Source organism: Pseudoglutamicibacter albus, from assembly GCF_031458175.1.
Lineage (GTDB): Bacteria > Actinomycetota > Actinomycetes > Actinomycetales > Micrococcaceae > Pseudoglutamicibacter > Pseudoglutamicibacter albus.
The window spans coordinates 1,041,973-1,066,198 of record NZ_JAVDXX010000001.1; the positions used below are offsets into that span (position 1 = coordinate 1,041,973).

Annotated in this window: 18 protein-coding genes; 1 reads left to right on the forward strand and 17 read right to left on the reverse strand. The window is 59.3% G+C overall.

Annotation, left to right across the window (positions count from 1 at the left end; translation table 11 throughout):
• Positions 1 to 52: 52 nt before the first annotated feature.
• From rimM to J2S67_RS04625, 8 genes are all read right to left on the reverse strand, one after another.
• Positions 53 to 556: a ribosome maturation factor RimM gene (gene rimM, locus J2S67_RS04590; RefSeq protein WP_070490351.1), complete on the reverse strand. Its 504-nt coding sequence runs from the start codon at positions 554 to 556 to the stop codon at positions 53 to 55.
• Between the two features lie 146 nt (positions 557 to 702).
• Positions 703 to 945, reverse strand: coding sequence for an RNA-binding protein (locus J2S67_RS04595; protein WP_035757153.1), 243 nt, complete (start codon positions 943 to 945; stop codon positions 703 to 705).
• 11 nt (positions 946 to 956) lie between these two features.
• On the reverse strand, positions 957 to 1,397 hold the full coding sequence (rpsP, locus tag J2S67_RS04600; protein WP_035757211.1) for a 30S ribosomal protein S16: 441 nt from the start codon (positions 1,395 to 1,397) through the stop codon (positions 957 to 959).
• A 287-nt stretch (positions 1,398 to 1,684) separates the two neighbouring features.
• A complete protein-coding gene (locus J2S67_RS04605) occupies positions 1,685 to 3,673 on the reverse strand; it encodes a prolipoprotein diacylglyceryl transferase (RefSeq protein ID WP_310246723.1) in 1,989 nt (662 codons plus the stop codon).
• A complete protein-coding gene (locus J2S67_RS04610; protein WP_035757159.1) occupies positions 3,670 to 4,689 on the reverse strand; it encodes a hypothetical protein in 1,020 nt (339 codons plus the stop codon). Before J2S67_RS04610 ends, J2S67_RS04605 begins: the two co-directional genes overlap by 4 nt.
• A 4-nt stretch (positions 4,690 to 4,693) precedes the next feature.
• Positions 4,694 to 6,235: a signal recognition particle protein gene (gene ffh / locus J2S67_RS04615; protein WP_035757162.1), complete on the reverse strand. Its 1,542-nt coding sequence runs from the start codon at positions 6,233 to 6,235 to the stop codon at positions 4,694 to 4,696.
• Positions 6,236 to 6,360: 125 nt separating this feature from the next.
• Entirely contained in the window at positions 6,361 to 7,569 is a 1,209-nt protein-coding gene (gene ftsY / locus J2S67_RS04620) for a signal recognition particle-docking protein FtsY (protein WP_070490354.1), read from the reverse strand.
• A gap of 40 nt (positions 7,570 to 7,609) precedes the next feature.
• A complete protein-coding gene (locus J2S67_RS04625) occupies positions 7,610 to 9,664 on the reverse strand; it encodes an acyltransferase family protein (RefSeq protein WP_035757168.1) in 2,055 nt (684 codons plus the stop codon).
• A 160-nt stretch (positions 9,665 to 9,824) separates the two neighbouring features.
• On the opposite strand from J2S67_RS04625, the gene J2S67_RS04630 reads away from it, so the two are divergent.
• Complete coding sequence (locus tag J2S67_RS04630; RefSeq protein ID WP_035757171.1) at positions 9,825 to 11,069, forward strand: MFS transporter; 1,245 nt, start codon at positions 9,825 to 9,827, stop codon at positions 11,067 to 11,069.
• Here J2S67_RS04630 and smc read toward each other — a convergent pair.
• The 9 genes from smc to J2S67_RS04675 all read right to left on the reverse strand — a co-directional run bounded on the left by smc (position 11,066) and on the right by J2S67_RS04675 (position 24,191).
• Positions 11,066 to 14,653: a chromosome segregation protein SMC gene (gene smc / locus J2S67_RS04635; protein ID WP_310246727.1), complete on the reverse strand. Its 3,588-nt coding sequence runs from the start codon at positions 14,651 to 14,653 to the stop codon at positions 11,066 to 11,068. The genes J2S67_RS04630 and smc overlap by 4 nt on opposite strands.
• Positions 14,654 to 14,721: 68 nt before the next feature.
• On the reverse strand, positions 14,722 to 15,678 hold the full coding sequence (gene mutM, locus J2S67_RS04640) for a bifunctional DNA-formamidopyrimidine glycosylase/DNA-(apurinic or apyrimidinic site) lyase (protein WP_310246729.1): 957 nt from the start codon (positions 15,676 to 15,678) through the stop codon (positions 14,722 to 14,724).
• Positions 15,678 to 16,415: a ribonuclease III gene (rnc, locus tag J2S67_RS04645; RefSeq protein WP_310246730.1), complete on the reverse strand. Its 738-nt coding sequence runs from the start codon at positions 16,413 to 16,415 to the stop codon at positions 15,678 to 15,680. The genes mutM and rnc overlap by 1 nt, the downstream gene beginning before the upstream one ends.
• A 7-nt stretch (positions 16,416 to 16,422) precedes the next feature.
• Positions 16,423 to 16,626: a 50S ribosomal protein L32 gene (gene rpmF / locus J2S67_RS04650; protein ID WP_035757176.1), complete on the reverse strand. Its 204-nt coding sequence runs from the start codon at positions 16,624 to 16,626 to the stop codon at positions 16,423 to 16,425.
• Between the two features lie 107 nt (positions 16,627 to 16,733).
• On the reverse strand, positions 16,734 to 17,309 hold the full coding sequence (locus J2S67_RS04655; RefSeq protein WP_070506980.1) for a YceD family protein: 576 nt from the start codon (positions 17,307 to 17,309) through the stop codon (positions 16,734 to 16,736).
• 133 nt (positions 17,310 to 17,442) lie between these two features.
• The gene (locus tag J2S67_RS04660) at positions 17,443 to 20,865 is read right to left on the reverse strand and encodes a CDP-glycerol glycerophosphotransferase family protein (protein WP_310246736.1); all 3,423 of its coding nucleotides are present in this window, start codon (positions 20,863 to 20,865) and stop codon (positions 17,443 to 17,445) included.
• 163 nt (positions 20,866 to 21,028) lie between these two features.
• A complete protein-coding gene (locus J2S67_RS04665) occupies positions 21,029 to 22,402 on the reverse strand; it encodes a stealth conserved region 3 domain-containing protein (protein ID WP_141739800.1) in 1,374 nt (457 codons plus the stop codon).
• Positions 22,403 to 22,419: 17 nt separating this feature from the next.
• Positions 22,420 to 23,730, reverse strand: a complete 1,311-nt coding sequence (locus tag J2S67_RS04670; RefSeq protein WP_310246739.1) for a CDP-glycerol glycerophosphotransferase family protein — start codon at positions 23,728 to 23,730, stop codon at positions 22,420 to 22,422.
• Entirely contained in the window at positions 23,730 to 24,191 is a 462-nt protein-coding gene (locus tag J2S67_RS04675) for an adenylyltransferase/cytidyltransferase family protein (RefSeq protein ID WP_070506989.1), read from the reverse strand. The genes J2S67_RS04670 and J2S67_RS04675 overlap by 1 nt, the downstream gene beginning before the upstream one ends.
• Between the last annotated feature and the right edge of the window lie 35 nt (positions 24,192 to 24,226).

The window sequence follows — 24,226 nt, forward strand, 5'->3', positions numbered from 1 at the left end:
GTCCTGTACGAATACGTCCTATTTGTTTGATGATCGCCGATGCCTCGGCGGCTTACTCGCGGTCCAAGTCGAGAAGCCCTGGCGGTGGTGTCGCGGTGACCACTCCGGCATCAAGGTCGATTTCGGGGACGATCTCCTCAACTAGCGGCAACAGCGTTTCGGAGCCATCGCTCAATTCAACCTCGAGAAGGTCCTGGGCGGGACCGGTATGGAGAGCCGAAACCTTGCCGATCACCTCACCGTCTACGTGAACTTCGAGCCCGAGAAGATCGTGTTCGAACCACGCATCATCTGTGGATTCTTCGGCCTCAACATAGAGCATGGTTCCGCGCAGCTCTTCAGCCCGGTTACGGTCGTTGACTTCATCAAAGCCGAGCAGAAGAATGTGCTTATTCCACCGCGCCGATTTCACGGTGAGCGGGCCGCGCGATGCGGGTTCGGTCAGCAAACGTGTTCCGCGCGCAAAACGCGTTTCCGGATCATCCGTTAGAACCTGAACCGTGACTTCGCCTCGGATCCCGTGGGGTTTACCGATGCGGGCTACTTTAACATCCATGTGAGGCCTCTCTAGGTGGAGAGAAGATTTTGAAGAGTTGAACAACGATTGAGGTTGACGCCCCGATATGCGAAAGCGACCCTAGCCTGCTTGGGGTTGGCTAGGGCCGCTTTCACAACGATGTGAGAGACGCCGATCTAACTGGGTTAGCGCTGACGGTCGGTGTCCACGACGTCCACACGGACGTCATCGCCACCAGGCAGAGCACCGATAACGGCACGCAACGCTTTAGCGGTGCGGCCTTGCCGGCCGATCACACGGCCGAGGTCCTCCGGGTTGACACGAACCTGCAACACGTCATGCCGGCGTCCGTTACGACGGCGAACATCAACATCGTCCGGGTTATCTACAATCCCGGAAACCAGATGATCCAGTGCGTCTTCAAGCATCAGGCTGGGCCTCAGGCTTCTTCAGTCTCTGCTGGCTCAGCAGCTTCCTCAGCGGCGCCTTCCGCTGGAGCTTCTTCTGCGTCAGCCTTCGACTTCTTAGGGGTAGTTGCCTCTGGCAGGATCACCGAACCCTTGTCTGGTGCAACGAACTCAGGCTTAGGCTCTGGGAGCTTAACCGAGCCTTCCTGACCCTCGATACCCTTGAACTTCTGCCAGTCACCGGTCAGCTTGAGGATCGAGAGAACACGATCCGAAGGCTGAGCGCCAACACCGAGCCAGTACTGTGCACGCTCGGACTCGACCTTGATGGTCGATGGGTTGGTCATCGGGTTATAGGTACCGATTTCCTCGATCGGACGGCCATCGCGCTTAGCGCGGCCATCGATGACGACGATACGGTAATGAGGCTGGCGGATTTTACCCATCCGCTTCAGGCGAATCTTAACGGCCACGTTAGTGGTCACTCCTGTTTCTGTTGAACGGGACGAATCCGCCAAGCTCTGGGGTAAAGCAGCAGTAAACGTCCCAAATGTCCGACGAACGCAGAGAGAGGGGGCCACGCACGCCGAGTACCCGGTCTATTATGCCATGCGTTGGCCTCCAACGCACGCCGTGTGCGCGTGTGCCGCCGCACACTCTGACGCCGCCGTTTGACGCTCAAGCACGGATCTATCCGCCGTGCATTCGCTTTTCGGCTACTTACATTTCTCGATTGCCGACTGGCTCTTCGCTTTACGGCTCACTTGCTTTTCGCTTTGCGACTCTTAGGCCACAAAGAGACGGACAGCAGTACGAGTGCCGCACCCACGAGGGCTGTGACTCCACCGATGATCGCAAGGGTTGACAGCGACTGGTACGGAACCGACGGAAAGCTCACGACTTCGATCCCCCTCAGAACCATCAGCCCGCCCGCTACCAAGACCACGACCCCAAGGACCAACCACACGATGTGGCCGATGCGTCGAGGCTGAGTTTTGAGCTGGGTCTCGGTTGCGACCGGGGTCGTTCCCGCCGGGGTCGGCTCCGGCAGACCGGAACGAGACGTTGCCCGGCGAGGCTCCTCCGCCGCGGCTGATGTCTCAGTTGCAGCCGGAGAGTCAGTTGTAGCCGGGGACTCAGTTGTGGCCGGGGCCTCCAAGATAGCGTTGAAGTCCTGTTCAGTTTCCTCCGGTTCGGAGTCCTTGACGTCCGATCCGGCCAACTGTGATTCGAAACCGCCCAGCGACTCGTCCTTGGACTCATCCTTAGAATCAGCCAACTCTGGCTGGGTTGGATCAGGCTCTGTTGCCCCAGCGTCCGTTACTTCAGGCTCCGTTAGTTCATGTTCCGTGGCGCGAGCCTCGCTTGGTTCAGGTTCCACAAGTTCAGAGTCCGTTACTTCAGGCTCCGCCGGTTCAGACCCATCCAGTTCATACCCCGCTAGTTCAAGCTGAGCAGGGTCTTCGTCCGGCTGATCGGACTCACGCTGTTCAGTCGCCTCGATCTCTCCGGCGGCCGTCTCCTCTGTGACTGTCTCTTCCGTGACTGCCTCTTCAGTGGCTGTCTCTTCAGCATCAGGCTCTGTTTCATCCCCGTCTTCCTCGGCAACGTGCGCCCAGGTAGATTCCGCATCTCGGCCGGAAACAGTTGCTCCCGCTGGTGAACCAACACTGCGTACAGAACCGCCATCCGGTGAGCCGCCGTCGAACAGCTCAACCCAATCCGGGTCTTCCCCTAATGCTTCAAGCATCGCGCGTGTCGCAGAATACGCTCCGTCTTCAACGGCGTGCTCGTCTTCCTCGCCAGGCATGAGCCCGTCTTCCAGAGGTGCCAACGCGCCACCTTCAGGGTCCACACCACGAACGGGCGCCTCGTTGATCGCGGTCACCAACGCATCGACACGCTTTGGCGGAAGCATCGATGCCAACGCCTTAATGTCGTCTTCGCTCAGCGGCGCAAAATCTTCCTCGAGCCTCAACAAGAGCGAAGCCGCCTCAGAGCCTGCCGGGCGATACATTTCTGGCAATACGATCGGGCGGCAACGAGCCCCCGCATACGTATTGATCAGCGGAGTGTTCCGGGCGGCACGGCGACGACGTGTCACGGGTTCGTTGCCTTCATCAGACGGGCCCCACAGCACGACATCAACGCGGCCAGCGTATTCCCTGATAGAGGAGGAAAGCTTGGAGGCCCCCGGCATGATCAACATCGTAGGGTCGGAAGGCGCGGAGTCCAACGCGACAACCGTGCGTTCCCCTTCCGACATCCAACCTGAAACGTCACTTCGGTCGAGTGCTTCTTCGACTGCATCCGGGCTGACGGTATCCACCAACAGAATCGAGGTGATCCGCTCTTCAAGCACGCCTGCGATCTGGCGGTCGCTGAACTCTTTCGGAGACGCCAAAACAGCGAAATCCCCCGATGCGGGGTCACCGTTGACGATAACGGCGCCGGTGCTCTCGTGAAGCTTCGCAGCGAACTCTTCGCCTCCAAGGCTGGGCTCAATAGCTCCGTCAGCTTGGGCGGTCAACACCCGTGTTTCGCGCATCGGCAAAACCAGTTCAACAGCCAAGCCGCGGCGTGTTGGGCGGCCAGGACCCATGAGGCCAATAATCTTGCGTTGCGTCAAGATCTGCGTGAGACCGTCAACGCGTTCTTGCTGGCCCACCGGGTCAGTCACCGGCCACGCAACAGTCACACGCCATACAGTCTGGCGCTCCGACTCCAAAGATGTGTTCGAGGCGATCACTGCTGATGATCCTTCCTTAGAGTTCCATCCTGCCCTTGATTACCCTGCGAGCCCCGTTGAGCCCTTTGTCTCTTAACTTTGATGCCAGACACGGCCGCAATCAAGCCTGCCACGGCATCCAGACCCAAAACGAAAGCAACAATGAAATTGGCTGCGCCAATTGAAAAAGGCCTCAGCACCAAACAGGCCACAGCCAGCACGACCCACAGGATCGAGAGCATGATGGCGGCAACCGGGTAGCGGCTGCGCCACGTCCCTGCACCGGGTGCCGTAACCGGCCGGTTGCGCCCCGTTGTGGCAACACTTGCGCGCGCCTGGCTGAGCGCTTCCCTGCTTGCGCGTTCGTGCTCGCTTTCATCTAGCGCCTCAACAACGCGCACACCGTCCACCTGAGTGAGTCCCAGAGCAATCGAAGCCCACTTAGGATCCTGTCCCAATAAAGTCAAGGCTTCTTCGAGCGGTTCACGCACCACGGTCGCTGCGCGCGCACTCGGCGTATCGATCGAAGCAGCAGCGAGTTCAGCCACTTCAGCCAGGTACTGAGCGGCTTGCGTCTGCGCTTGCTCACTCACCACACCGACAGACCCGAAGCGGTCTTTCACTCCGGCGTTGGAGCCGCTGTCCCATGCCAGATCTGGGGCCGATCCGGCGCGCGAATCAGCGCTCCACATCCGTAGAGAAACCACGATGCCCGTTTCAGCTCCGGGCTCCGTTGCCTCACCCAGGCCTGCGTCAGTGGCTGGTTCAGTTACAGAACGGGCACCGGCAGGATAAGCCGAAAGCAACATCATTGCGCGAGAGCCCGCCAACAGGCTACGAGACTGCACGGAGGGAGCATCAAGCAATACGGCATCTTCAACCCAACGAGTACCTGCCCCGCCGTTCTCTGGTGTGTCCACACCGGTCAACACGGCAGGCCCTAATAAAGACACGCCATACTGTGCAGCACCCGCCGCCTGGTGTGCGGAACGATCTGCGGAACCGTCAGCAGAATCCGAGAAGTGACGCTCACTCATCGCTTCACCGCAAGAACTTTTCAAAGCCCTTAGGAAGCTGCAAATCCTCAGGCTTGAGATCCTGTTTCTTAGCGAAGGACGAGCCCGCCTGCTTATGGCCTTGAACCTTCTCGCCCCGAGCCGCCGCTGCAGCGCGTGCCGGGTTGCCGTACTTCTTACCGCGCTTCTTATTCGCCCCGCCCTTACGGCGAGCAGCACGACCACCCGGAATACCAGGCATCGCACCCTGAGCGGCCATTCGTTTCATCATCTTCTGAGCCTGGGTGAAACGCTCAAGCAACTGGTTCACCTCAGACACCGAAACACCCGAACCACGAGCGATACGGGCACGGCGCGAACCGTTGATGATCTTAGGGGCGGCGCGCTCATGCGGAGTCATTGAACGCACAATCGCCTCAACACGGTCCGCCTGCGAATCATCAAACTGCTCAAGCTGACGCTTGTCGATACCCATGTTCGGCATCAATGCAAGCATCTTCTTCATGGAGCCCATCTTCTTGATCTGCTGCATCTGAGCCAAGAAGTCATCAAGGGTGAAGTCCTCCTGATCGGCGAACTTCTTAGCCATGCGCTCGGCCTCAGCCTTATCCCACGTGCGCTCAGCCTGCTCGATCAGGGTCATGACATCGCCCATATCCAGGATGCGCGAAGCCATACGGTCAGGGTGGAAAACCTCAAAATCGCCGACGTTCTCGCCCGTGGAGGCGAACATGATCGGCTTACCCGTCACCGAAGCGACAGACAACGCGGCGCCACCACGCGCGTCACCATCAAGCTTCGACAAGACAACACCCGTGAAATCAACACCCTCATTGAACGCCTGTGCCGTGGCGACCGCGTCCTGACCGATCATCGCGTCGATCACGAACAAGACCTCATTCGGGGAGATCGCGTCACGAATGTTGCGAGCCTGCTGCATCAACTCGGCGTCAACACCAAGACGACCAGCGGTGTCAACAATCACCACATCGTGCTGCTTCTGGCGAGCCTCAGAAACACCGTTACGCGCAACCACAACCGGGTCACCCGTAACTTCCTCGAACTCAGATTGCACACCAGGATGAGGCGCATAGACAGGGACACCTGCCCGCTGCCCAACAACCTGCAACTGAGTCACAGCGTTCGGGCGCTGCAAGTCAGCGGCAACCAGCAAAGGAGTGTGCCCCTCAGAAGAGAGCCACTTAGCCAACTTACCGGCCAACGTCGTCTTACCGGCACCCTGCAGACCAGCCAGCATGATGATGGTCGGGCCAGACTTCGCGAACTCAAGGCGGCGAGTCTGGCCACCCAGAACCTCAACGAGCTGCTCGTTGACGATCTTCACAACCTGCTGGGCAGGGTTCAGCGCTTCAGAGACCTCCGCCGAAAGAGCGCGCTCCTTGACGTTGGCCGCGAACTCGCGGGCAACAGAAACAGCAACGTCCGCATCCAGCAGCGCACGCCGGATCTCACGGACGGTACCGTCAACATCGGCTTCCGAAAGACGGCCCTTGCCGCGCAGATTCCGGAACGTCGAGGTGAGGCGCTCTGTTAAAGAATTGAACACGTTGTCCTGCTCACTTATCTGATTGAACTGATGTAGGTGAGGGCCTACATGTTTACGTATCGACGAATCATTTTAGCCCGTCCGCTACATTGCTTCCTGCTGGTGTAACGGACCGCGCACTCGAATCAGTCGAGAATAGCGTCCACGAACGCTTCCGGTTCGAAAGGAGCCAAATCATCTGGGCCTTCGCCTAAGCCGACCAACTTCACTGGAACGCCCAGCTGGCGTTGGATCGCAACCACGATGCCGCCCTTGGCCGTACCGTCAAGCTTCGTCAAAACGATGCCGGTGACATCCACGACTTCAGAGAACACCTTGGCCTGGCTCAAACCGTTTTGTCCCGTCGTTGCATCCAGAACCAACAGAACCTCGCGCACCTCGGCCCGTTTGTTGATCACGCGTTTGATCTTGCCGAGCTCATCCATGAGGTTAGAGCGGTTCTGTAGGCGCCCCGCGGTATCCACCAAGACCGTATCGACCTCAGCCTCAATACCCTTATCGACCGCATCGAAAGCAACCGATGCCGGATCAGCGCCTTCCCTATCCGAACGCACCGTAGGCACACCTACGCGCGAGCCCCAGGTCTGCAACTGATCAGCTGCAGCGGCACGGAACGTATCCGCAGCACCTAAGAGAACATCCTTATCTTCGGCGACCAATACGCGGGCGATCTTACCGATCGTGGTGGTCTTGCCAACACCGTTGACACCAACAACCAGGATGACGGACGGTTTGCCGTCCTTCCGCTCGGTATCCAGCGCGCGGTCCAGGCTCGGATCAACAACCTTGAGCAACTCTTCATGCAAGATCTCACGCACCCGCTCCGGGGTCCGGGATCCCTCGATCTTGACGCGTTCACGCAGATTAGAGATCAACTCGTCGGTGGCCTCAGTACCGAGGTCAGCGGCGAGCAACGTCATCTCAACTTCGTCCCACACGTCCTCATCGATCTTGTCGGAGGACAACAGAGCCAAAAGGCCCTTGCCGAAAACGTTGTTCGAACGGACCAGACGGGCACGCAAGCGCGCCAGACGGCCCTGCGCAGGAGCCGGAGTGTCGAAAGCCGGTGCGGCAGTTGCTTCACCAGTGCCAGCCTCATCGACCGCTACCCCACCAGCTGGCGCGCCGTTGGCAGGTGGTGAATGAGCTCTCGGTTCATCCACATCAGCTGAGCCCGCTGGCCCTGTTCTCGGGGCATGCGCGGTGGTCTGCGAGGTTCGAGGTGCATGAGGCACCCGCGGCCGGCGCGCACGCACGACCACAACAATCACGATCGCTGCGATGAGCACCACGGCGGCGAGGCCAATGAGGATCCACATAGTCTGTTCGTTCACATCATTAGCTTCTCACAGACCGCGAGCGCTACAGTCCAAGCTAGAACGAATTCAGCGCCTTTGTGACCTCTTCAACCCACATCCTCGCCGCCTCAGGGCCAGGGTGAATACCATCGGAGGCGATATCGCTTGCATTGACCGCAACCTGATCCCAGTGAGCCACACGAACCCTATCTGGGTTCTCTTGAGCGAACGCAGCGATGTTCTTACGCGCATCCGGAATCCATTCGCGGTCCCCATACGGCATCACGAGCACGAACTTGGTGCCCGGCCCGGCATCTGCCAGAAGTGAGCCGAGCTGTTCCTTGGTGAAGGTCGCGTTGGTTCCCAAACCTAGAACGACGTATTCACGCAACTTCCCGCGTGCTTTGAGCTGCTTGACCACATCCGGGGCATCCCAAATCTGCATACCCACGCTCGCCTGCACCGGAGAGGCCGGATATACCTGCCGAATCGCCGGCACCGAGGCTACCGTGACTGAATCGCCAATGAACGTGATGTTCTTCGACGGGATCGTTGGAGTGGTCTTATCCGAGCCCTTCCCGGACTTATCTTTTGCCTTGTCTTTAGATTTCTCCGGCTTAGGTTTCTTGTCTTTAGCTCCCTCATCCTGGGAGCCCTTACCCTCAGCAGGCTTGTCCTTACCCGAGTTATCCTTGCCCGGTTTAGCCTCAGTTTCTTCGCCGTCTCCGGCCGCCTCGTCAACACCCGAGCCGTCACCGTCCATATCAATAGCTTGCGCCTGCGCGGCCAAAGCCTCCAAACGCTCTTGCTGTTGGGTCTTAGCTGGCGCCGTCCCCACCGCAATCAAAGCAAGTGCTACCACGACGGTGACGGCCGCGCTCCACAGCATCGCCGCCCTATCGGACAGACGCGCCCAGATCTCGGCCGCATAAACGCGGTAGCCCTTCGTCAGGATCGGTTGCTCAATCCAACGGAAAGATGCCGCCGAAAGCGCAAACGTCACAACAACAACCAACGATGCTCGCGCCAGCAGAAGCTCAAGCTCAACCTCACCGCCGTTGGGGTCAGGCATCCACGCGGCAGCCAACACCACCATCGGCCAATGCCACAAATACATCGCATACGAGCGTTCAGCGACCCACCGCAGCCCGGCCGCGAGCAACCCGCGCGGTTGCCAGTGAGCTTGCCGGCCCGTCGTCGCCATGAGCACTGCGGCGGCCGCGGCAACAGAGAACACGAACATGCCGCCCAGCTGCGTGATCGCGGTCTGCTCCTTCAAAACCACAACGCCAACAGCCAGGACAGCCCACGCCACAACGGTCACAAGCGCACGCACCCCAGAGCCTAAGTCCAACTCCCGCGGCATGCAGGCAACCGCAGCACCCAAAAGCAAACCGAAGCAGTGGGTCAACGTGTTCAGGTACGCCTGATCAAAGTCACGAGTCAACGAATACGTGACAGCCATCAAAATGCCAGAAAGCACCGCGACGATCAACGCAACCGTACCTACCGTGCGATGAAGCGAAGACATCTTTTTCGAGGAAGAATGTACGCCCACATACGACAAGCCGATGATGATGATCGGCCAGAACAGATAGAACTGCTCCTCAATCGCCAGCGACCACATGTGGTTCAGAAGATGCGCCTGGTCCTGATCGAAATACGAGACTCCGGCAGCCAGCTGAACCCAGTTCGCCGTTGCCGTGAGCGCACCAGCAACCTGTCTGCCCAAGTGAACCCGCACATCGGGGTTTGCCAGCAACGTTAACGGCAGGATCACGATCAGCATCAGGATCGCTGCGGGCACCAAGCGCCGCAAACGACCCAGATAGAACTTCCCGAAAAACGCCTTCAGCCGGGCCCTCTTAGTGCCCGACTCCACATAGAGGTGCGCGGTGCGGCGCAACAAGCTTGAGGTAATCAGATAACCCGATAGAACGAAGAAGAGATCCACGCCCAGATAGCCGGCCGGAACCGCATCAGGTGCCACGTGATAACCGATAACCAGGAGCACAGCGAGCGCGCGCATCGCATCGAGCACAAAGTTGCGCTGTCGGCCGCTGGACGTTCGGCCTGGGGCCCCGAAACCTGGGGATGGTCTGCGGGGTTCAACGCGGCTGACCTGGCTCACCTCATTTACCTCTTTCTTCGCCTAACACAAGCGAATCTACGATACAAACGAAATCTAGGTGGAATGTCCAAAATTCGGGACTGATACCGCATTGATACGCAACTCTCAGCTAATTGTTATGTTTCTCTTGGCGTAGTCATGATCTACGATCAGATGCATCATGCCTCACCCCGTTTCCTCATCGCCTTCGGCGCGTCCGACCCCGGTTCCTCGTGAGATTAAAGTCCTCATCGCTGGGGCTCTGCTGATCGCTATTGGGTTTGGGCTGATCGCCCCGATTCTGCCGCAGTACGCCTCAAGTTTTGGGGTGAGCCACATGATGGCGGCGGCGATCGTTTCCGTGTTTGCCTTCACACGTTTGGGGTTTGCGCCTTTTGCCGGTGGGGTCTCTGAAAAGTTGGGTGAGCCGGGGGCGTATGTGCTCGGCGTGTTCATCGTTGCGATCTCAACGATTGCGTGTGGATTGGCCCCGAATTATTGGGTTCTGATTCTTGTTAGAGGCCTCGGTGGTATCGGCTCTGTCACGTTTACGGTTGCGGCTTCGAGTTTCATTGCCCGGACCTCTCCCCCAGATATCCGTGGCCGGGTCGCAAGCCTGTATGGTGGAGCGTTTTTGATCGGTAACGTGGCGGGCCCTTTGGTGGGTGGCTTGTTAGCTCCGTTGGGCTATCGTGTTCCGTTCTTCATCTACGGTGGCTCGTTGATCGCGGCTTCACTGGTTGTGTTTTATTTCCTGGTGAGCTCTCGCGGGCGGCGAGGCCAGCCGAGGGCTCGGCATCATCTGCCGCCGTATAGCCTCGCTGATGCTTTAGCTAACCCGAAGTATCGTGCCGCGTTAGTCTCTAATTTCGGTAACGGGTGGTGCTCTTTCGGTGTGCGGGTAGCTATTGTGCCTCTGTTCGCGGCTCAAGCGTTGGGTCTTGGGGCGTTATCTGTGGGTCTTGTTATGACCGGCTTCGCGGCCGGTAACGCTACAGCGTTGACGTTCAGCGGCCGCTGGTCTGACAGGGTCGGGCGGCGGCGTCCCATCATAATCGGGTTGAGCCTGGCTGGGCTGTGCACGGTGGCTACTGGCTTGTCCCCCAACGTCGCGGTGCTCGTGACTTTGTCAGCGTTGGCGGGTTTCGGGACTGGTATGTTCAATCCGGCCCAGCAGGCGAGCATCGCCGATATCGTGGGGCCGAAGCATCATGCGGGGCGCGTGATGTCTATATTCCAGATGGCGGCTGATCTTCCGGCTGTGATGGCGCCGTTGATCGCTGGCTGGATCGCAGACCAGTTCGGGTTCAGTTGGGCTTTCGTGCTCTCAGGTCTGATCATGGGTGCCGGTGTGATCGCGTGGGCTTTGGTCTCGCCTCGGCAGAACATCGAACACACCGAAGTGAGCCCGAGCAAACCCCGCTAGGCGGGTTCGTGATCCCCGGTCTCTGTGTCTTGCGCGATGCGCTGGGACACAACGTGGCTCACGCCGTCGCCTCTCATCGAGACCCCGTAGAGGGCATCGGCGATGTCCATCGTGTGTTTCTGGTGAGTGATGATGATCAGCTGGGAGGCCTGTTGCAGGTCTTTGAAGACCTCAAGCAGGCGCAGCAGGTTCCGCTCGTCGAGGGCGGCTTCGACCTCGTCCATGACATAGAACGGCGAGGGCCGTGCTTTGAAGATAGCGATCAGCATCGCGAGTGCCGTGAGTGAACGCTCCCCACCCGAGAGCAGCGACAACCGCTTGACTTTCTTACCTGCGGGGCGCGCTTCAACCTCGATACCGGTGCTCAGCATGTCGCTCGGGTCCGTGAGTGTCAGCTTGCCTTCACCCCCCGGGAACAGCCGACTGAAGATCGCTGTGAACTCTCTCGCTGTGTCAGCGAACGCGTCAGCGAACACCGTCTTGACGTGTTGGTCTACTTCTTCAATGAGGTTCAGAAGCTCAGCACGGGTGTTGGTGAGGTCTTGGACCTGACCGACCAGATAGGAATGCCGTTCTTCAAGGGCCGCGAACTCTTCCAACGCCAACGGGTTGACTTTGCCTAAGGCCTGAAGGTCGCGTTCGGCCTGTTTGAGGCGTTTGAGCTGAGCTTCGCGGTCAAACGGCTCGCCGTCGATCGGGTTACCGTCTTGATCGACCTCTTGACGCAATTCCGCCCACGGATCAGAAGCGTCACTGAAATCCGATGGCACCGGAAGATGCGGCCCGAAGTGTTCAACCAGGTGGTCCGGAGTCATCGAAACCTCCGACAACGCCTTCTCTTCGAGTGCTTCGAAGCGGGCCTGCCGCTCTGCCTGATCGATCTCTGTCTTGTGCGCCTCGTCCCGCAGCTCGGAGAGGCGCGCTTGCGCCTTCGCTAGAGCTGCGCGCGCGGTCTCGAGTTGAGCGTTGCAGCGCCGCACCGCTTCCTCGGACTCTTCGACACGCACGTGAGCCGCCTCAACCGAGCGAGCCAGAAGCCGTTGCGCCGTACGAACACGCTCCGCGACTGTCTCCGCCTTCTTCGCTTGTGCGGCACGCCGGGCTGCACGCCGCTGCGCCTCCTCACGTGCGGCACGCTCAGCACGGGCCGCGCGACGCTGAGAATGCGCCCGGTCTCGAAGCTTACGGGCCTGTTCCTGGGCCTCCCGCAAGGCCAACCGCGCCTGAATCTCAGCTTCACGAGCCTGCGATGCGGCCTGAGCTAGACGGTCACGCTCAGCTGTCGAGGGTTCAGCTTCTTCCGGAACATCCTGGGCCACAGCCAAACGCTCGTTGAGCTCTTCAAGCCCCACACGCGCCTTCTCAACAGCGGCATCGGCAGCGACATACGCGTCCGCATGCCGCTGAGCATCCGCATCGGCTTGAGCCGCAAGCGAAGACAACCGCTCAACACGCGACGCCGCGTTCCGGGACGCATCACTGGCCTGCCGCGCCGCTTCCTCGGCTGCTTTCAGCTCTGCTTGCGCGTTGTTCACGGCGGGTTGCGCGCGCTCAACCTCCGCCTCAGCCGCCTCACACGCCGCAACGGCTTCCGTGAGCTCTTCCCGAGCCGTCTCCAGCGAACGCACCCGCGCCAAAGCTCCCGCACCATCGCCAGCACCGATCACCACACCAGCACGCGTCCACCGATGCCCCTCAACAGTCACCGCCGTGCACCCGGACTCAGCCACCACAGCGCGGGCTTCAGCATCCGAATCCACCAGAGCAGTCCTACCCAGCAGAGCCTCAACAAGCTGCTCATCCCCTGGCTTAGGGCTCACCACATCGGCGACACTACGCGCACCGGAAGGCAACACATCACCACGATGCTGCCCCACGGTATGTAGCAACGTCACCGACCCCTCGGCACCGGCAGCCGCAGCCTCCGCCACCTGCTCGAGCGTCACCTGCGCTGCAGCGACCCAGCCGTCCTCAGCGCCACCCAAAGCCGCTTTGACGGCGGCCTCAAAGCCCCGCTCGACCGTCAAGCGGTCACTCAACACATCCAACAGGGCGTCCTCGTACCCCTCAAGCAACGTGCCCGCCCCAGCATCCGGCTGGGTAGTCTCAGCCAAAACAGCTACCCGCGCTTCAAGCCCCGCCCGGCGTTGACGCGCCGTATTCAACGCATCACGCGCCGACTGCAACGCAGCTTTCGCCTCATCCAGCGCTCCTTGCGTTTCAGGCACACGCGCCAAAGGCGCCACCGTGGCCTCCCGCGCTTCATCAGCTTCCACCTGCGCCTCATCCATATGGCTCTTAGCCTCGGCACTTCGAACGCGTGCCGCATCGCGAGCCTCAACGGTACGCTGGCGCTCACCCACCGCAGATTCAAGCCTCTGCCGGGCAGTACCCACTTGCCCAGCAAGCCGCGCCAAACCCTCACGGCGATCCGCAACTGCCCGCAATAGAGCAGTCAACCGCTCATCTTCTGCACGCTGCTTCGACTCAGCCTCAGCGCGCTCACCACCGGCGGCCTCAAGCGCATCTTGTGCCTTCTCAACAGCCTCGTCCGCTTCATCGGCCTCGGCGTCGCTCGCCGCAGCGCGGCGCTCCAGAACATCCGGATCTTCACCTACCGACGAACGCTCAAGCGGCTGCCCCAAAAGCCGCTGCCGCTCCTCCGCGACCCGCAGCAAGCCCGTGTAGCGCTCGCTCAACTGGGACAACTCGTACCACGTCTCACGTGCCGAAGCCGCAGCCGGGGATGCCTTCGCAGCCTCAACTTCAGCCGCGGAAACCGTGCGAGTTGCGGCATCTACAGCGTCACTGGCCTGCCTCTGAGCTTCTTCCAGATCTACCCTCTTCACGGAAGCTGACTCGGCTTCATCCAGCAGCTGCACCACATCGTGGGCCAGCAGGCGCGACTTAGCATCACGTAGCCGCGCCTGAACACCACGAGCCCGCCGCGCCGTATCCGCCTGCCTGCCCAGCGGCTTCAACTGCCGCCCGATCTCCTTGACAAGATCATCTAATCGGCTCAGATTCGCCTGTGTTGAATCCAGCTTGCGCAGCGTTTTTTCTTTGCGACGCCGATGCTTCAGAATCCCCGCGGCTTCCTCGATGAAACCGCGGCGCTCCTCAGCGCTGGCCTGCAGGATCTTATCGAGCTGCCCCTGCCCCACGATCACGTGCATCTCACGACCCAAACCGGAATCGGAGAGCAACTCCTGAATATCGAGCAAACGCACCGGGGAACCGTTGATCGCATACTCGGAACCACCTGAACGGAACAAGGTTCTAGAGATCGTGACTTCCGTGTATTCGATCGGTAACGCGCCATCCGAGTTATCGATCGTCAACGTCACGTGTGCCCGGCCCAACGCTTGGCGGGAACTCGTGCCGGCGAAGATCACGTCATCCATGCTCCCGCCACGCAACGTCTTAGCGCCCTGCTCACCCATGACCCACGCGAGCGCATCGACAACATTCGACTTACCTGACCCGTTGGGGCCCACCACGGCCGTGATGCCGGGTTCGAAGTCGAAGCTGGTCGCGGAAGCAAATGACTTAAATCCGCGAACCGTCAGGGATTTCAAATACATGGTGATTTCTATTATGTAACGCACATGCTAAGAAACCGGGGATTTTCCCCTTTCCCGCGTTCACGTGGTCAGAGTCCGCGTGGGCGGCGTTGGCACCAGCTACACCGGAACGATGAGCGCCCACCCCACGGCTCACGCACAATCATGCCTGGCTTGCCGTTGTTGGCACACCGCGGGCAGGGTTGGCCGGCTCGCCCGTAGGCGTTGAGGGAACGGTCGAAATAGCCGCTAGCGCCGTTGACGTTGACATAGAGAGAATCGAAGCTCGTCCCACCGGCTTCCAACGCACTGAGCATCACGGCGCGCAACGCCTCCAGCAAAGCCTCGATCTCCGCTAGAGGCAGACGCGATACCGGAGTCTCATAGTGCCTCTTGACCCGCCACAACGCCTCATCCGCATAAATGTTGCCCACCCCGGAGATCACGGACTGATCCATGAGTGCGTTCTTGATCCCGGTGCGTTTGTTGCGCCACTGCTTCCGCAAGGCACTCGCATTGGTCAGGGGGTCTAGGACATCGCGCCCGATGTGGTGTGCGGCGTGCGGGATCAGGTGGGCTTGGTCTCCTACCCCACCAGGGCCGGCATCCGGTGTCGGTATAAGCTCGGAGATCCACATGCCACCGAATATCCGTTGATCTATGAAGCGCAGCTCGGTAGGTGCGCCGTCGCGTTCCGAAAGAGAGAAACGCACCTTGAGGTGCTTCTCCCACGGCTGTTCGGCGTCCTCGACGAGCACCTGCCCAGACATACCCAAATGAGCCATGAGAGCGAAGGCAGGTTCCGCGCCAAATTCGTGCCCCGCATCGGACCCTAGCTCAGGGGCGAGCGTGAGCCACAGGAACTTACCGCGACGCACCGCCGCCGTAATGGTCATTGATGTTGCCGCGGAAATAAAGGCGTCAGGACCACCGACCTGACGGCGAACTGAACGCGGGTCGTGGACCTCTACGTGTTCGATCCGCCGCCCAACAACCCAATCCGTCAAACCGCGGCGGACAACCTCAACTTCAGGCAGTTCAGGCATCAGGCGGAGGTTTTGTGCCCAGGTGAGAGCGGATCTGAATCGATCACGCCCATCGCGATCAAGTCCCCCACGAGCATCTTCCAGGATGCTCCAGCAGCGATCTTCTCGGCGTCCTTCTTGGAGGTCGCGGTGCCGTTCGCATAGCGTTTATCGCCAATCAAGAGCCGCGCAGTATAGGTGTGGGCGTGGTCCGGCCCTTCGCTGGTGATGTCATAGACAACCTCACCTAGATCGTGTTGGCTCGCGATCTGCCGGATCAACGTCTTCCAGTCTGTGCTGCGGCGAATCGTTTCCTCATCGTCAATCAGCGGAAGCACGTTCTCGGCGATGATCCGTTTCACAGCGTCCAATCCGTGTTTCAAAAACACGGCTCCCAGGAGCGCTTCCATCGTGTCAGCCAAGATCGAATCTTTATCTTGACCGTTAGACTGCTGCTCGCCTTTACCGAGCCGGATGTGCGGCCCAACGCCAAGCGCACGAGCGACCTGGGCGAGCGTCTGGGTAGAGACCAAACGTGCACGTAACGCCGTCAGTTGACTCTCTGAAACCGTCGGGTACTGCTCAAAAATGAACGTGGTAACACAAAACCCGAGCACCGAATCCCCTAAGAACTCGAGGCGCTCGTTATGTTCACCATCGTGCTCATAGGCCCACGAGCGGTGCGTCAACGCTAAACGAAGCGTCTCGGGGTCTAAAGAGACCCCGAGACGCTTCGAAAGCTCAGTTGCTTTAGCCACAGACAACTTAGGCGTCAGCTACCTTACGTCCCTTGTACTCAAGGAACAGCTCGGTGCCTGCCGAGTCGGTGACCATCTTCGCCTGGTGAGGCAGGCTGTACGTCACGCGACCGTTTTCAACGGTCTTCACCAGAGTTGGCGCAGTGGCCTTCCACTGAGCGCGGCGGTTGCGTGTATTCGCACGGGACATCTTCCGCTTTGGAACAGCCACGGCTTGTCTCTCTTCCTTGTTGCTGGTCAGTTTTGGACGGTGAGCGTCCAGAGTCAAAATCTATGTCGGCTTCACCTGCCCGGGTATCCGGGACTAGGATCTCAGCCTTATGTGTGCTCCTGGGGCGCTTCCTCACCCAAGGTGCTCAACCCACGCAGTGCCTCCCAACGGGGATCCACTATCTCGTGGTGATGTTCCGGCTCGTCTTCGAGTCGAACCCCACACTGATCGCACAAACCCATGCAGTCTTCATCGCACAGTGGTTGGAACGGTAGTTCACCAACCACGGCGGTGCGAAGCAGTGGCTCCAGGTCTACTTTGTCCTCGACGATCACGTGTGTTTCCGTCTCGTCATCCGAATCAAGCTGCTGTTCCGGGTGGAAAAACAGTTCCTGGAAGTGCGCATCATATGTGTAGGAAATGGGGTCCAGACAACGGCCACACTCGCCCTTAATCGGCAAGGTTGCTTGCCCGGTCACCAATACACCTTCGTGTACGCCTTCGAACCGTAGTTCCACTGGAACGCGCGAGCCGGGCTCTACGCCAATCAGCGGAACTTTCAGGTCTTCAGGCGCCGGAAGCGTCTTCTGCTCCTCATGCATCGAACCGACCTTCCGGGCGATCTCATGCACGTCGAAGACCCAGGCTGATGCTGAAGGCGTGTTCAACGCCTCAGTGCTCATCTACCTAACTCCTTCTGTGAGCAGAACACATGCGACATTCCATCTTAGCTGATTCACCGTCGCGTCTCCAATCAACTCCAGTTGGCGTGGCGCAACCCACATGCGAACATCCGTGAGCACAGGCCTGTTGCGCTCAGTAGAGTTCATCGACGACGCGCTCGGCTGCATGCCCGTCGTCTTGCGGTGCGAAGCGTTCGATGAAGCGGCTGCGTTGCTCTTGGTCGATCCCCTTCTCGAGGTGCTCATTCACCGTGGCCCACAGCTCCGCTTCATCCTGGACAATCGGACCTGGTAGGTCTTTCATGTAGTCGAGGTAGAAGCCACGCAGGTTCTGCTGGTAGTCCTCGAGGTCGTAAGCGAAGAACACGATCGGATACCGCAACACTGCGGCGTCGAAGAACACTGAAGAATAGTCAGTAATCAGGGCATCGGAAGCGAGGAAAAGCTCCTGGATATCCGAATATGAGGAAACGTCCTTGACCCGGTCACGCAAATGCTCAGGGATCTGGATGCGACTAGCGATGAGGCTGTGCATGCGCAGCAGAAGAACCGTGTCATCCGGCATCTGCTGCGCGAAGGTCTCCAGATCGAACGGAAGCTGGAAGGCGAGCTTGCCGCGCGCGTTCTTCTGGTTGTCGCGGAAGGTCGGCGCATACAGGATTGCGCGTTGCTCCCCCAACCCCAATTGGGCCCGGGTATGTTCGCGGATGGCTGGGGCCTCGTCTGAGACGAGGATATCGTTACGGGGATAACCAAGCTCAACGATGGGCCCGTTGAAACCAAACGCGGACCGGAACGCGGAACTCGCATACGGGCTCGGCGAAAGTAAGTGAGTCCACTGCCGCACACCCGCCTGGGCGCGCTCAAGGTATCCCTCGCTCTGCTCCTGCTTTCCAGCGGCATCGAGCTGCATGTGTTTGAGCGGTGTCCCGTGCCAAGTCTGTACGAAACGCACCTTCGCCGGACGCTTCAGATACGAAGGCGCTGACTGGTTCATGGTCCATATCTGGGCACGGGCCAAGGCGGCGTAGTATTCAGGGCTCAACCGTTGAACCACTTCCGTGTTCGGGTCGGTGAAAACGTGCGGGCCGCTATAGATCCAGACTTTAGGGCGGGTGTCTCCGCGCCGGAGGAGCTCTTCATAGATGTATCGCGGCGAGTCCGCATACTGTTTACCCAGCCCAGATTCGAAGACGAGGGTTTCGCGTTTGCCAGGCATAACGGAGGCCGCTTTATAGAAAGCCCGCATGGATTTCCAGTACCAGCGGCTACGGCGGAAACGGCGTACCACCAACGGCATCGCGTCTATCCATGGCGAGCCTGAGCCTACGATGGTGTGCTCCGGCCCGGTGATGACCGCCTGGAAAACCCGTTCACAGTTACGTGTATCACGGTGCGTCATGAAGCTGCGGCTACGCGCACGCAACTCTTCGGTCTGTTCGAACCCGGACGCAGCACAGCTACGAAGCCGCTCTACAGCATCGTTGGCGGTGAACTCGATGTAGCCTGGGAGTTCCGCGTCCAAATCAAGGTGGGAGCCGTTTCGGCCAAGGAAACGCCCCCGGTCGAATTGGAAATAGATCACAGGCCTGCCAAGGAAGCTGAAGTCGAATGCAACCGAGGAATAGTCGGTGATCAAGAGCTGAGATTCTTGCATGAGGCGCTGAACGTCTTCTTCACCGGGGAAGATCACCGTGACAGGCAGGTCTTCGAAGTGGTGGGCGAAACGCTGCATATTCGTGTGCAGATATAGCTTGACGTCGAGCCCGTTTTCACGAACGACGCGGGCGAAGCCATCGCTGGAGAGCACCTGGTGCCACTGTTGGAAATATTCGGAGGCGAGGAAGCCTTCCTCGTCACGGATCCAGTCCCGCCACGTCGGCATCACCACAACCTGGCCGCGCCGCGGCTCAACGCTCTCCCCTAACAGGGAATCGAAACGTGGAAGGCCAGTGACAACAACCTGGTCGGCCTTGTATCCCAGGTCATTCATCACGATCTCGCGTTCTTTCTCTGAGGAGACAAAGAACTGGTCCACGTTGAACTGGGGGGCGTTCTTGCCGTACGTGGAAGTCATGCGCTTCACTCCGAGCACGCCGTGCTGCAGGAATACCCGGGTTCCACGCAGCCGCGCTTTGAACGAAGGCGCGTAGGTTGGCATCAGGAAATCGGGGTGGTGCGTTCCAATGAATTTGCTCGCTTGGAGCGCTTTCTCAAAGTGGGAATAGGTCCCGCTCAACACCACGTTGGGCTCGCCGGCGAATTTCTCGATATCCGGCGAATCCTTGTCGATCACGTAGTACGCGTTGATCTGCGGATGCTTGCGCCTGAGCCACGTGAAGAAACGGTAGCCGTTGTCTCCTGCTCGCCACGGCTGTTCACCGATGAGCCACACATCGGCTTGCGGATCGACCTTCCGGGTGCCTGTCAGCAACGGTTTGACTGATAGCTCGAAGCATTCGATATGGAAAGACAAAGCCTTAGCTTTGAACGTGAAGTATGGGCTCACGCAAGCGATGCGACCCCTACTTTCTAGGATTCCGCCGCGTGCTGCCACGCGAGACTCGATCGGCACACGCGAGACACGGCGAGTATGCACAACGCCTTCGGTGTCATAGAACTCGATTACCGCATCGAACGGTTCCGAGTTGCTGAAGCTGTCCCACATGAGGGGGTTGATCGGAACACGCACGTCATACCGGTAGCGTCGACGTCCGAAATCGGTTTGAGTCCAGCCACGGTCAAGTTCCAAGCGCATACGGGATTCAAAACGCGTACCAGTCTCACGTCCCACCACAACGAATCGCGGCTGCGTCACGTTGCCTTGTGCTGAAGCAACACGGCCTTTGACATGAATGCCGTTGCTTTGGACGCAAACATCGTCAGCGTAGATCAATGCGTGCAGAGCCGGTGGCGTGTTGACGTCGATGCGCACGTTGCCACGCGTTGTGATCAGCGGCGTCACGGTGTGACCGTTGACGTGGCGGCGCGGAAACGCTGAAGCCTCCGTTTTGCTCGCGCGGCCAGCCCATTGAATCCACTGCATACCGGCGGTGTACTCTAGTTCAGTCTCGTGAACTACGTGCTCCCCTAAGACAACGCTGCTGCTGGCGCCGACCGGGCGTTCTTCGCTGGGCTCCAGCAACCAGCCAAGCTGCAGCTTCCATCCCTCGTCCTCGCCATCCTCAGGTGTGCTCTCATCACCGTCGATGTCCTCAGTCGCGATCGTGAGGTTGGCTAGAGCGTTGGTGATCACGCGGTAGTCTGCCGTAGCTGTATAGGCATCAGTCCGAGACTCAACCGTTGCCTGCTCAACGTCGAATCGCGCCACGACGTGCTCCGCTGCTACAGCAACCAGGGCAACCGGCTTGTGCTTGAACCCATAAGCGGTCAGAATCAAGCCGTGGGCATCCGGACTCACAGCTAGGTATTCACTACCTGCACGCGGTTTGACGGCACGACGGCGCCGCAGAGCACCGCGGGTGAGGTTCACTGAGCGCATCGCGGAGCGAACCACGTTGCTTTTAGCTTTATTCAGAATGCCCTTGGGGTCCACTTGCTGAGAGTTCCTTTACCATTGCTATGCACAAGCTCCACCGCTATATTAGCGACGGTTTTCACATAGGAGCGCTCGGCTCGACACGTCGCTTGTGTTTTGAGGGGTTGCGCTGCGGTTACGTGCCAGGGTTTCTAGTACCCAAACGCAAGCCGGTTCACATTCAGGTGGTTTCCCACGGGCAGGCCCACGGCCACATGGCCTCAAGCGTTTTCCGTAACGCCTTGCTGTTGCCAGCGCTCATGGTTTTAACCTGGTTGAAGCAGTTGACCAAACGTCCGTAGCCCTGCTCCGCCGAACCATTCTGTGCAGCAGTTCTTTCTCGCAGTAGCCCGCCTAAGCGGCGCACCGCATCGTTCTGCCCCACATCGATGTAGGAATACGACAACGCTGATGGAACCGCGCGCCCCGTAGCGACCGCATAGCTGAGCAACAGCGAGGAAGCGAAAGAGACATCCGCAGGGTTTCTAAACCGATGCGAACGCGTTTGTGAAATATGTTCCTCGATGGCCTCTTCTAGCTCATAGGCAACGCTTCTGAGCTGAGCGTGGGGTACGTGTTTATAGCGGCGATCCATGATCGTACCTGTCAGTTGCATCAACAATTCGCGGTTCTTACGTGCTGAATCCATGACCGGTAGGTCACCGTGAATGCCCTGTCCGCTCAGTGAAACACGCATCTGGCCAGCAGGGGTGAAGAAGTCCTCCGGGGTGCTCGGCGCACCCAAGATCACATCGTCGTTGAAGTACAAGTAATGCTCCGATAGTCCTGGGATGCGGTGCAGGGCTGACTCGATGACGTGCGAGTTGAACGTCGGTAGCACGTTGTGGGGCAGAATCTCACGGTGGTCTACGATGCTGACGCCGGTTCCGCCCGCTTGTCCGGCAGACTGATCGAGCCAGGCCGGGACCTGTTGATCGGTCACAATAAAGATGTGCCTGATCCACGGCGCATACGCCGCGATGCCACGCAGGCATGCCCGCAGCTCGTTGTTATCACTGAAGCGGGCCTCGACGTTCGAACTTTCACGTGCCGATTGCCCCGGCTGAAATGCGCTCTTACGTTGCACCCATTCAGGATCAGAACCATCGACCCACGTGATGACCGCATCCACAGGCTCGTTGAAGAACATCGTGCCTGTGACGCCCTGACCAGGCTCGCCCGCGCATATCAACGGTTGCGCCGCCGGATGAATCGCGCGCCCGTTGCTGGCGATCACCCGCCAAGCGGCTTGAGCTTCCGGCGGGACAAACCGGCGCGGAGCCCGGAGAAGCTTGAGCCCTGCCGGCGGATTCGCAACTGAGAGTTCGTTGCCGCCAACGTCTGGCTCCTCTATCCACAGAACCGCCCTGCCTCGGAAAGTGGAGCGCTCAGTAACCGGTAAACGGGTAGCTACCTCATCGGAGATACCCCCGGCATAGGAGGCCCACACCCTACCGGGCGTGAGGCCCATCGATGCGTGGCACTGCTGCAACCGACGCAACGCATAGGCGAAACGGATGGAGAAAAAGGCGTCTTTGACCGGCAACCTACTCACGATCTCTAACGTCTGCCTTAAGTGGAGAGTACTGAAGCGAGCCCGAGCGTATCCACGAGCGCTCGGTCCCGAGTGATGAGGATATCCCAGCAAGCATCAACGAAACGCCTCCGCTGAGCCCCGGGAGTGACATCACCAAAATAATAGGCCGCGCATCGGCGCCGTTGAGCGACAGACTCCTCGCGCTCGGCAACTTTCAGAAGCTCACAGATCCCGCCATCGCGCGCACCCGCTTGCCCAGAAGCTTTGGCTTGACGCGGATCCAAGACAACTAACGACTCCAGGATGCCGCCGCTGACTCGTTCAGCCTGCTCGTGTTCAGGCGCGATCACCACGGTCGGCTTGTCAGCCGCCAGCGCATCAAAGGCCATCGCGGAAACATCGAGCACCGCATAGTCAGCTACATCCCATTGCCAGCCAAGGCCCGGCTGGTCATCGACCACATGCTCAGCACCAGCCCGATGCAAGGTCTGCCGGATCGCGCGATCCGCCGCAGCATGCAGCGATGAGTTCTTCCCCGTCTGCGGGTGCGGCCGGTAAATGAGTCGATACCCGGCATCCACAAGATCCTCGACCACGGCGGAACCGCATGAAACCAGGGAGGAATACGACATCTCAGCCCGGTCGCCCTCCCATGTGGGGGCATAGAAAACCGTCTTCTTCGCAGTTTCCGGCACACTCGCTGGAGGCGGGTCCGGGAAGTCCATCTGCGGACGCCCCACCTCATATAGGGCAACGCGATCCAGCCCCACAAGCCGGGCGGCAAGGCGGTCACGTGCTCCTTGACCCGCGATGAGGGCAGCATCGTAGGCCCTCAACTGGTTCGAGACCATCGACGCTTTATCTGATTCGCCATGCCCTACATGCACGTGCGCGGGGATTTGAGCGGCCATCGCCTGAAAATTCAACGTGTTGTTGTTGGCATACAGCGCAACACGCACACTCGGCTTGTTGAGGGCCTCGATGACCTCGGCCATCCCCCACGCCAAAACAACGGGCACTTTCGCGATATCGGCGCACTGTTGCATCACGCGTGGATCACGAACGATGATCGCAGCACCAGGCACGCCCTGCTCACGCAGATGCTCATCAAGAGCATTGAGGGGCCGCACCCACTGCCGCATCTGATACGTAGTGAGCGGGCCACCCGCATGAACCAACGCCACTGAATATTCGGCGTCAGTTGAGGAAGCGAATCGCCGCGCCGCTGCCCGCTTAGCAAGCTGGTCGTTGAGGGCTTTCAGCCCAGCACTGCCCAGCGAAAAGCTCCTACCTGCAATACGCCGCACTTTCAGCACCGCATCGAGCGGCGAAACGCCTCGTGGCATTAGCCAAGCTCCTCAACAATGCGCGAGAGCGTGTCGAGGGATTCCTTGAGTTCGTTGACCTTGCGGGCATCGAAACTCGAAAGGATGCGCTTGAGTTCGGTCGTTGAGATGCCGTCCGTACGAGGAAGATAGATCACCTCAACGATGTCCTCGAGGTCATCGAACTTACCTTTCCAGTCCTCACCGATCGCGAACGCGTCAACGTTGTGCTTCTCGATGTCGCTACGCTTCTGGTCCCAGTTCTCTTCCGGGATCGCTTCATCCACGTAACGGATCGAACGGACGATCTCGATCCGCTGTTCGAAAGGAACAATCGGCTTCTTACCCTTGATCTGATTGAACTCATCCGTTGAAACACCCACGATGAGGCGGTCGCACTGCTCTTTCAGGCGGCGCAGAATGTTCAGATGCCCGATGTGGAAAAGATCAAACGTCCCATACGTGATGATGGTGCGTGCCACAGGTCCTCCTGGTGAAGACATAGAAGAATATGAGA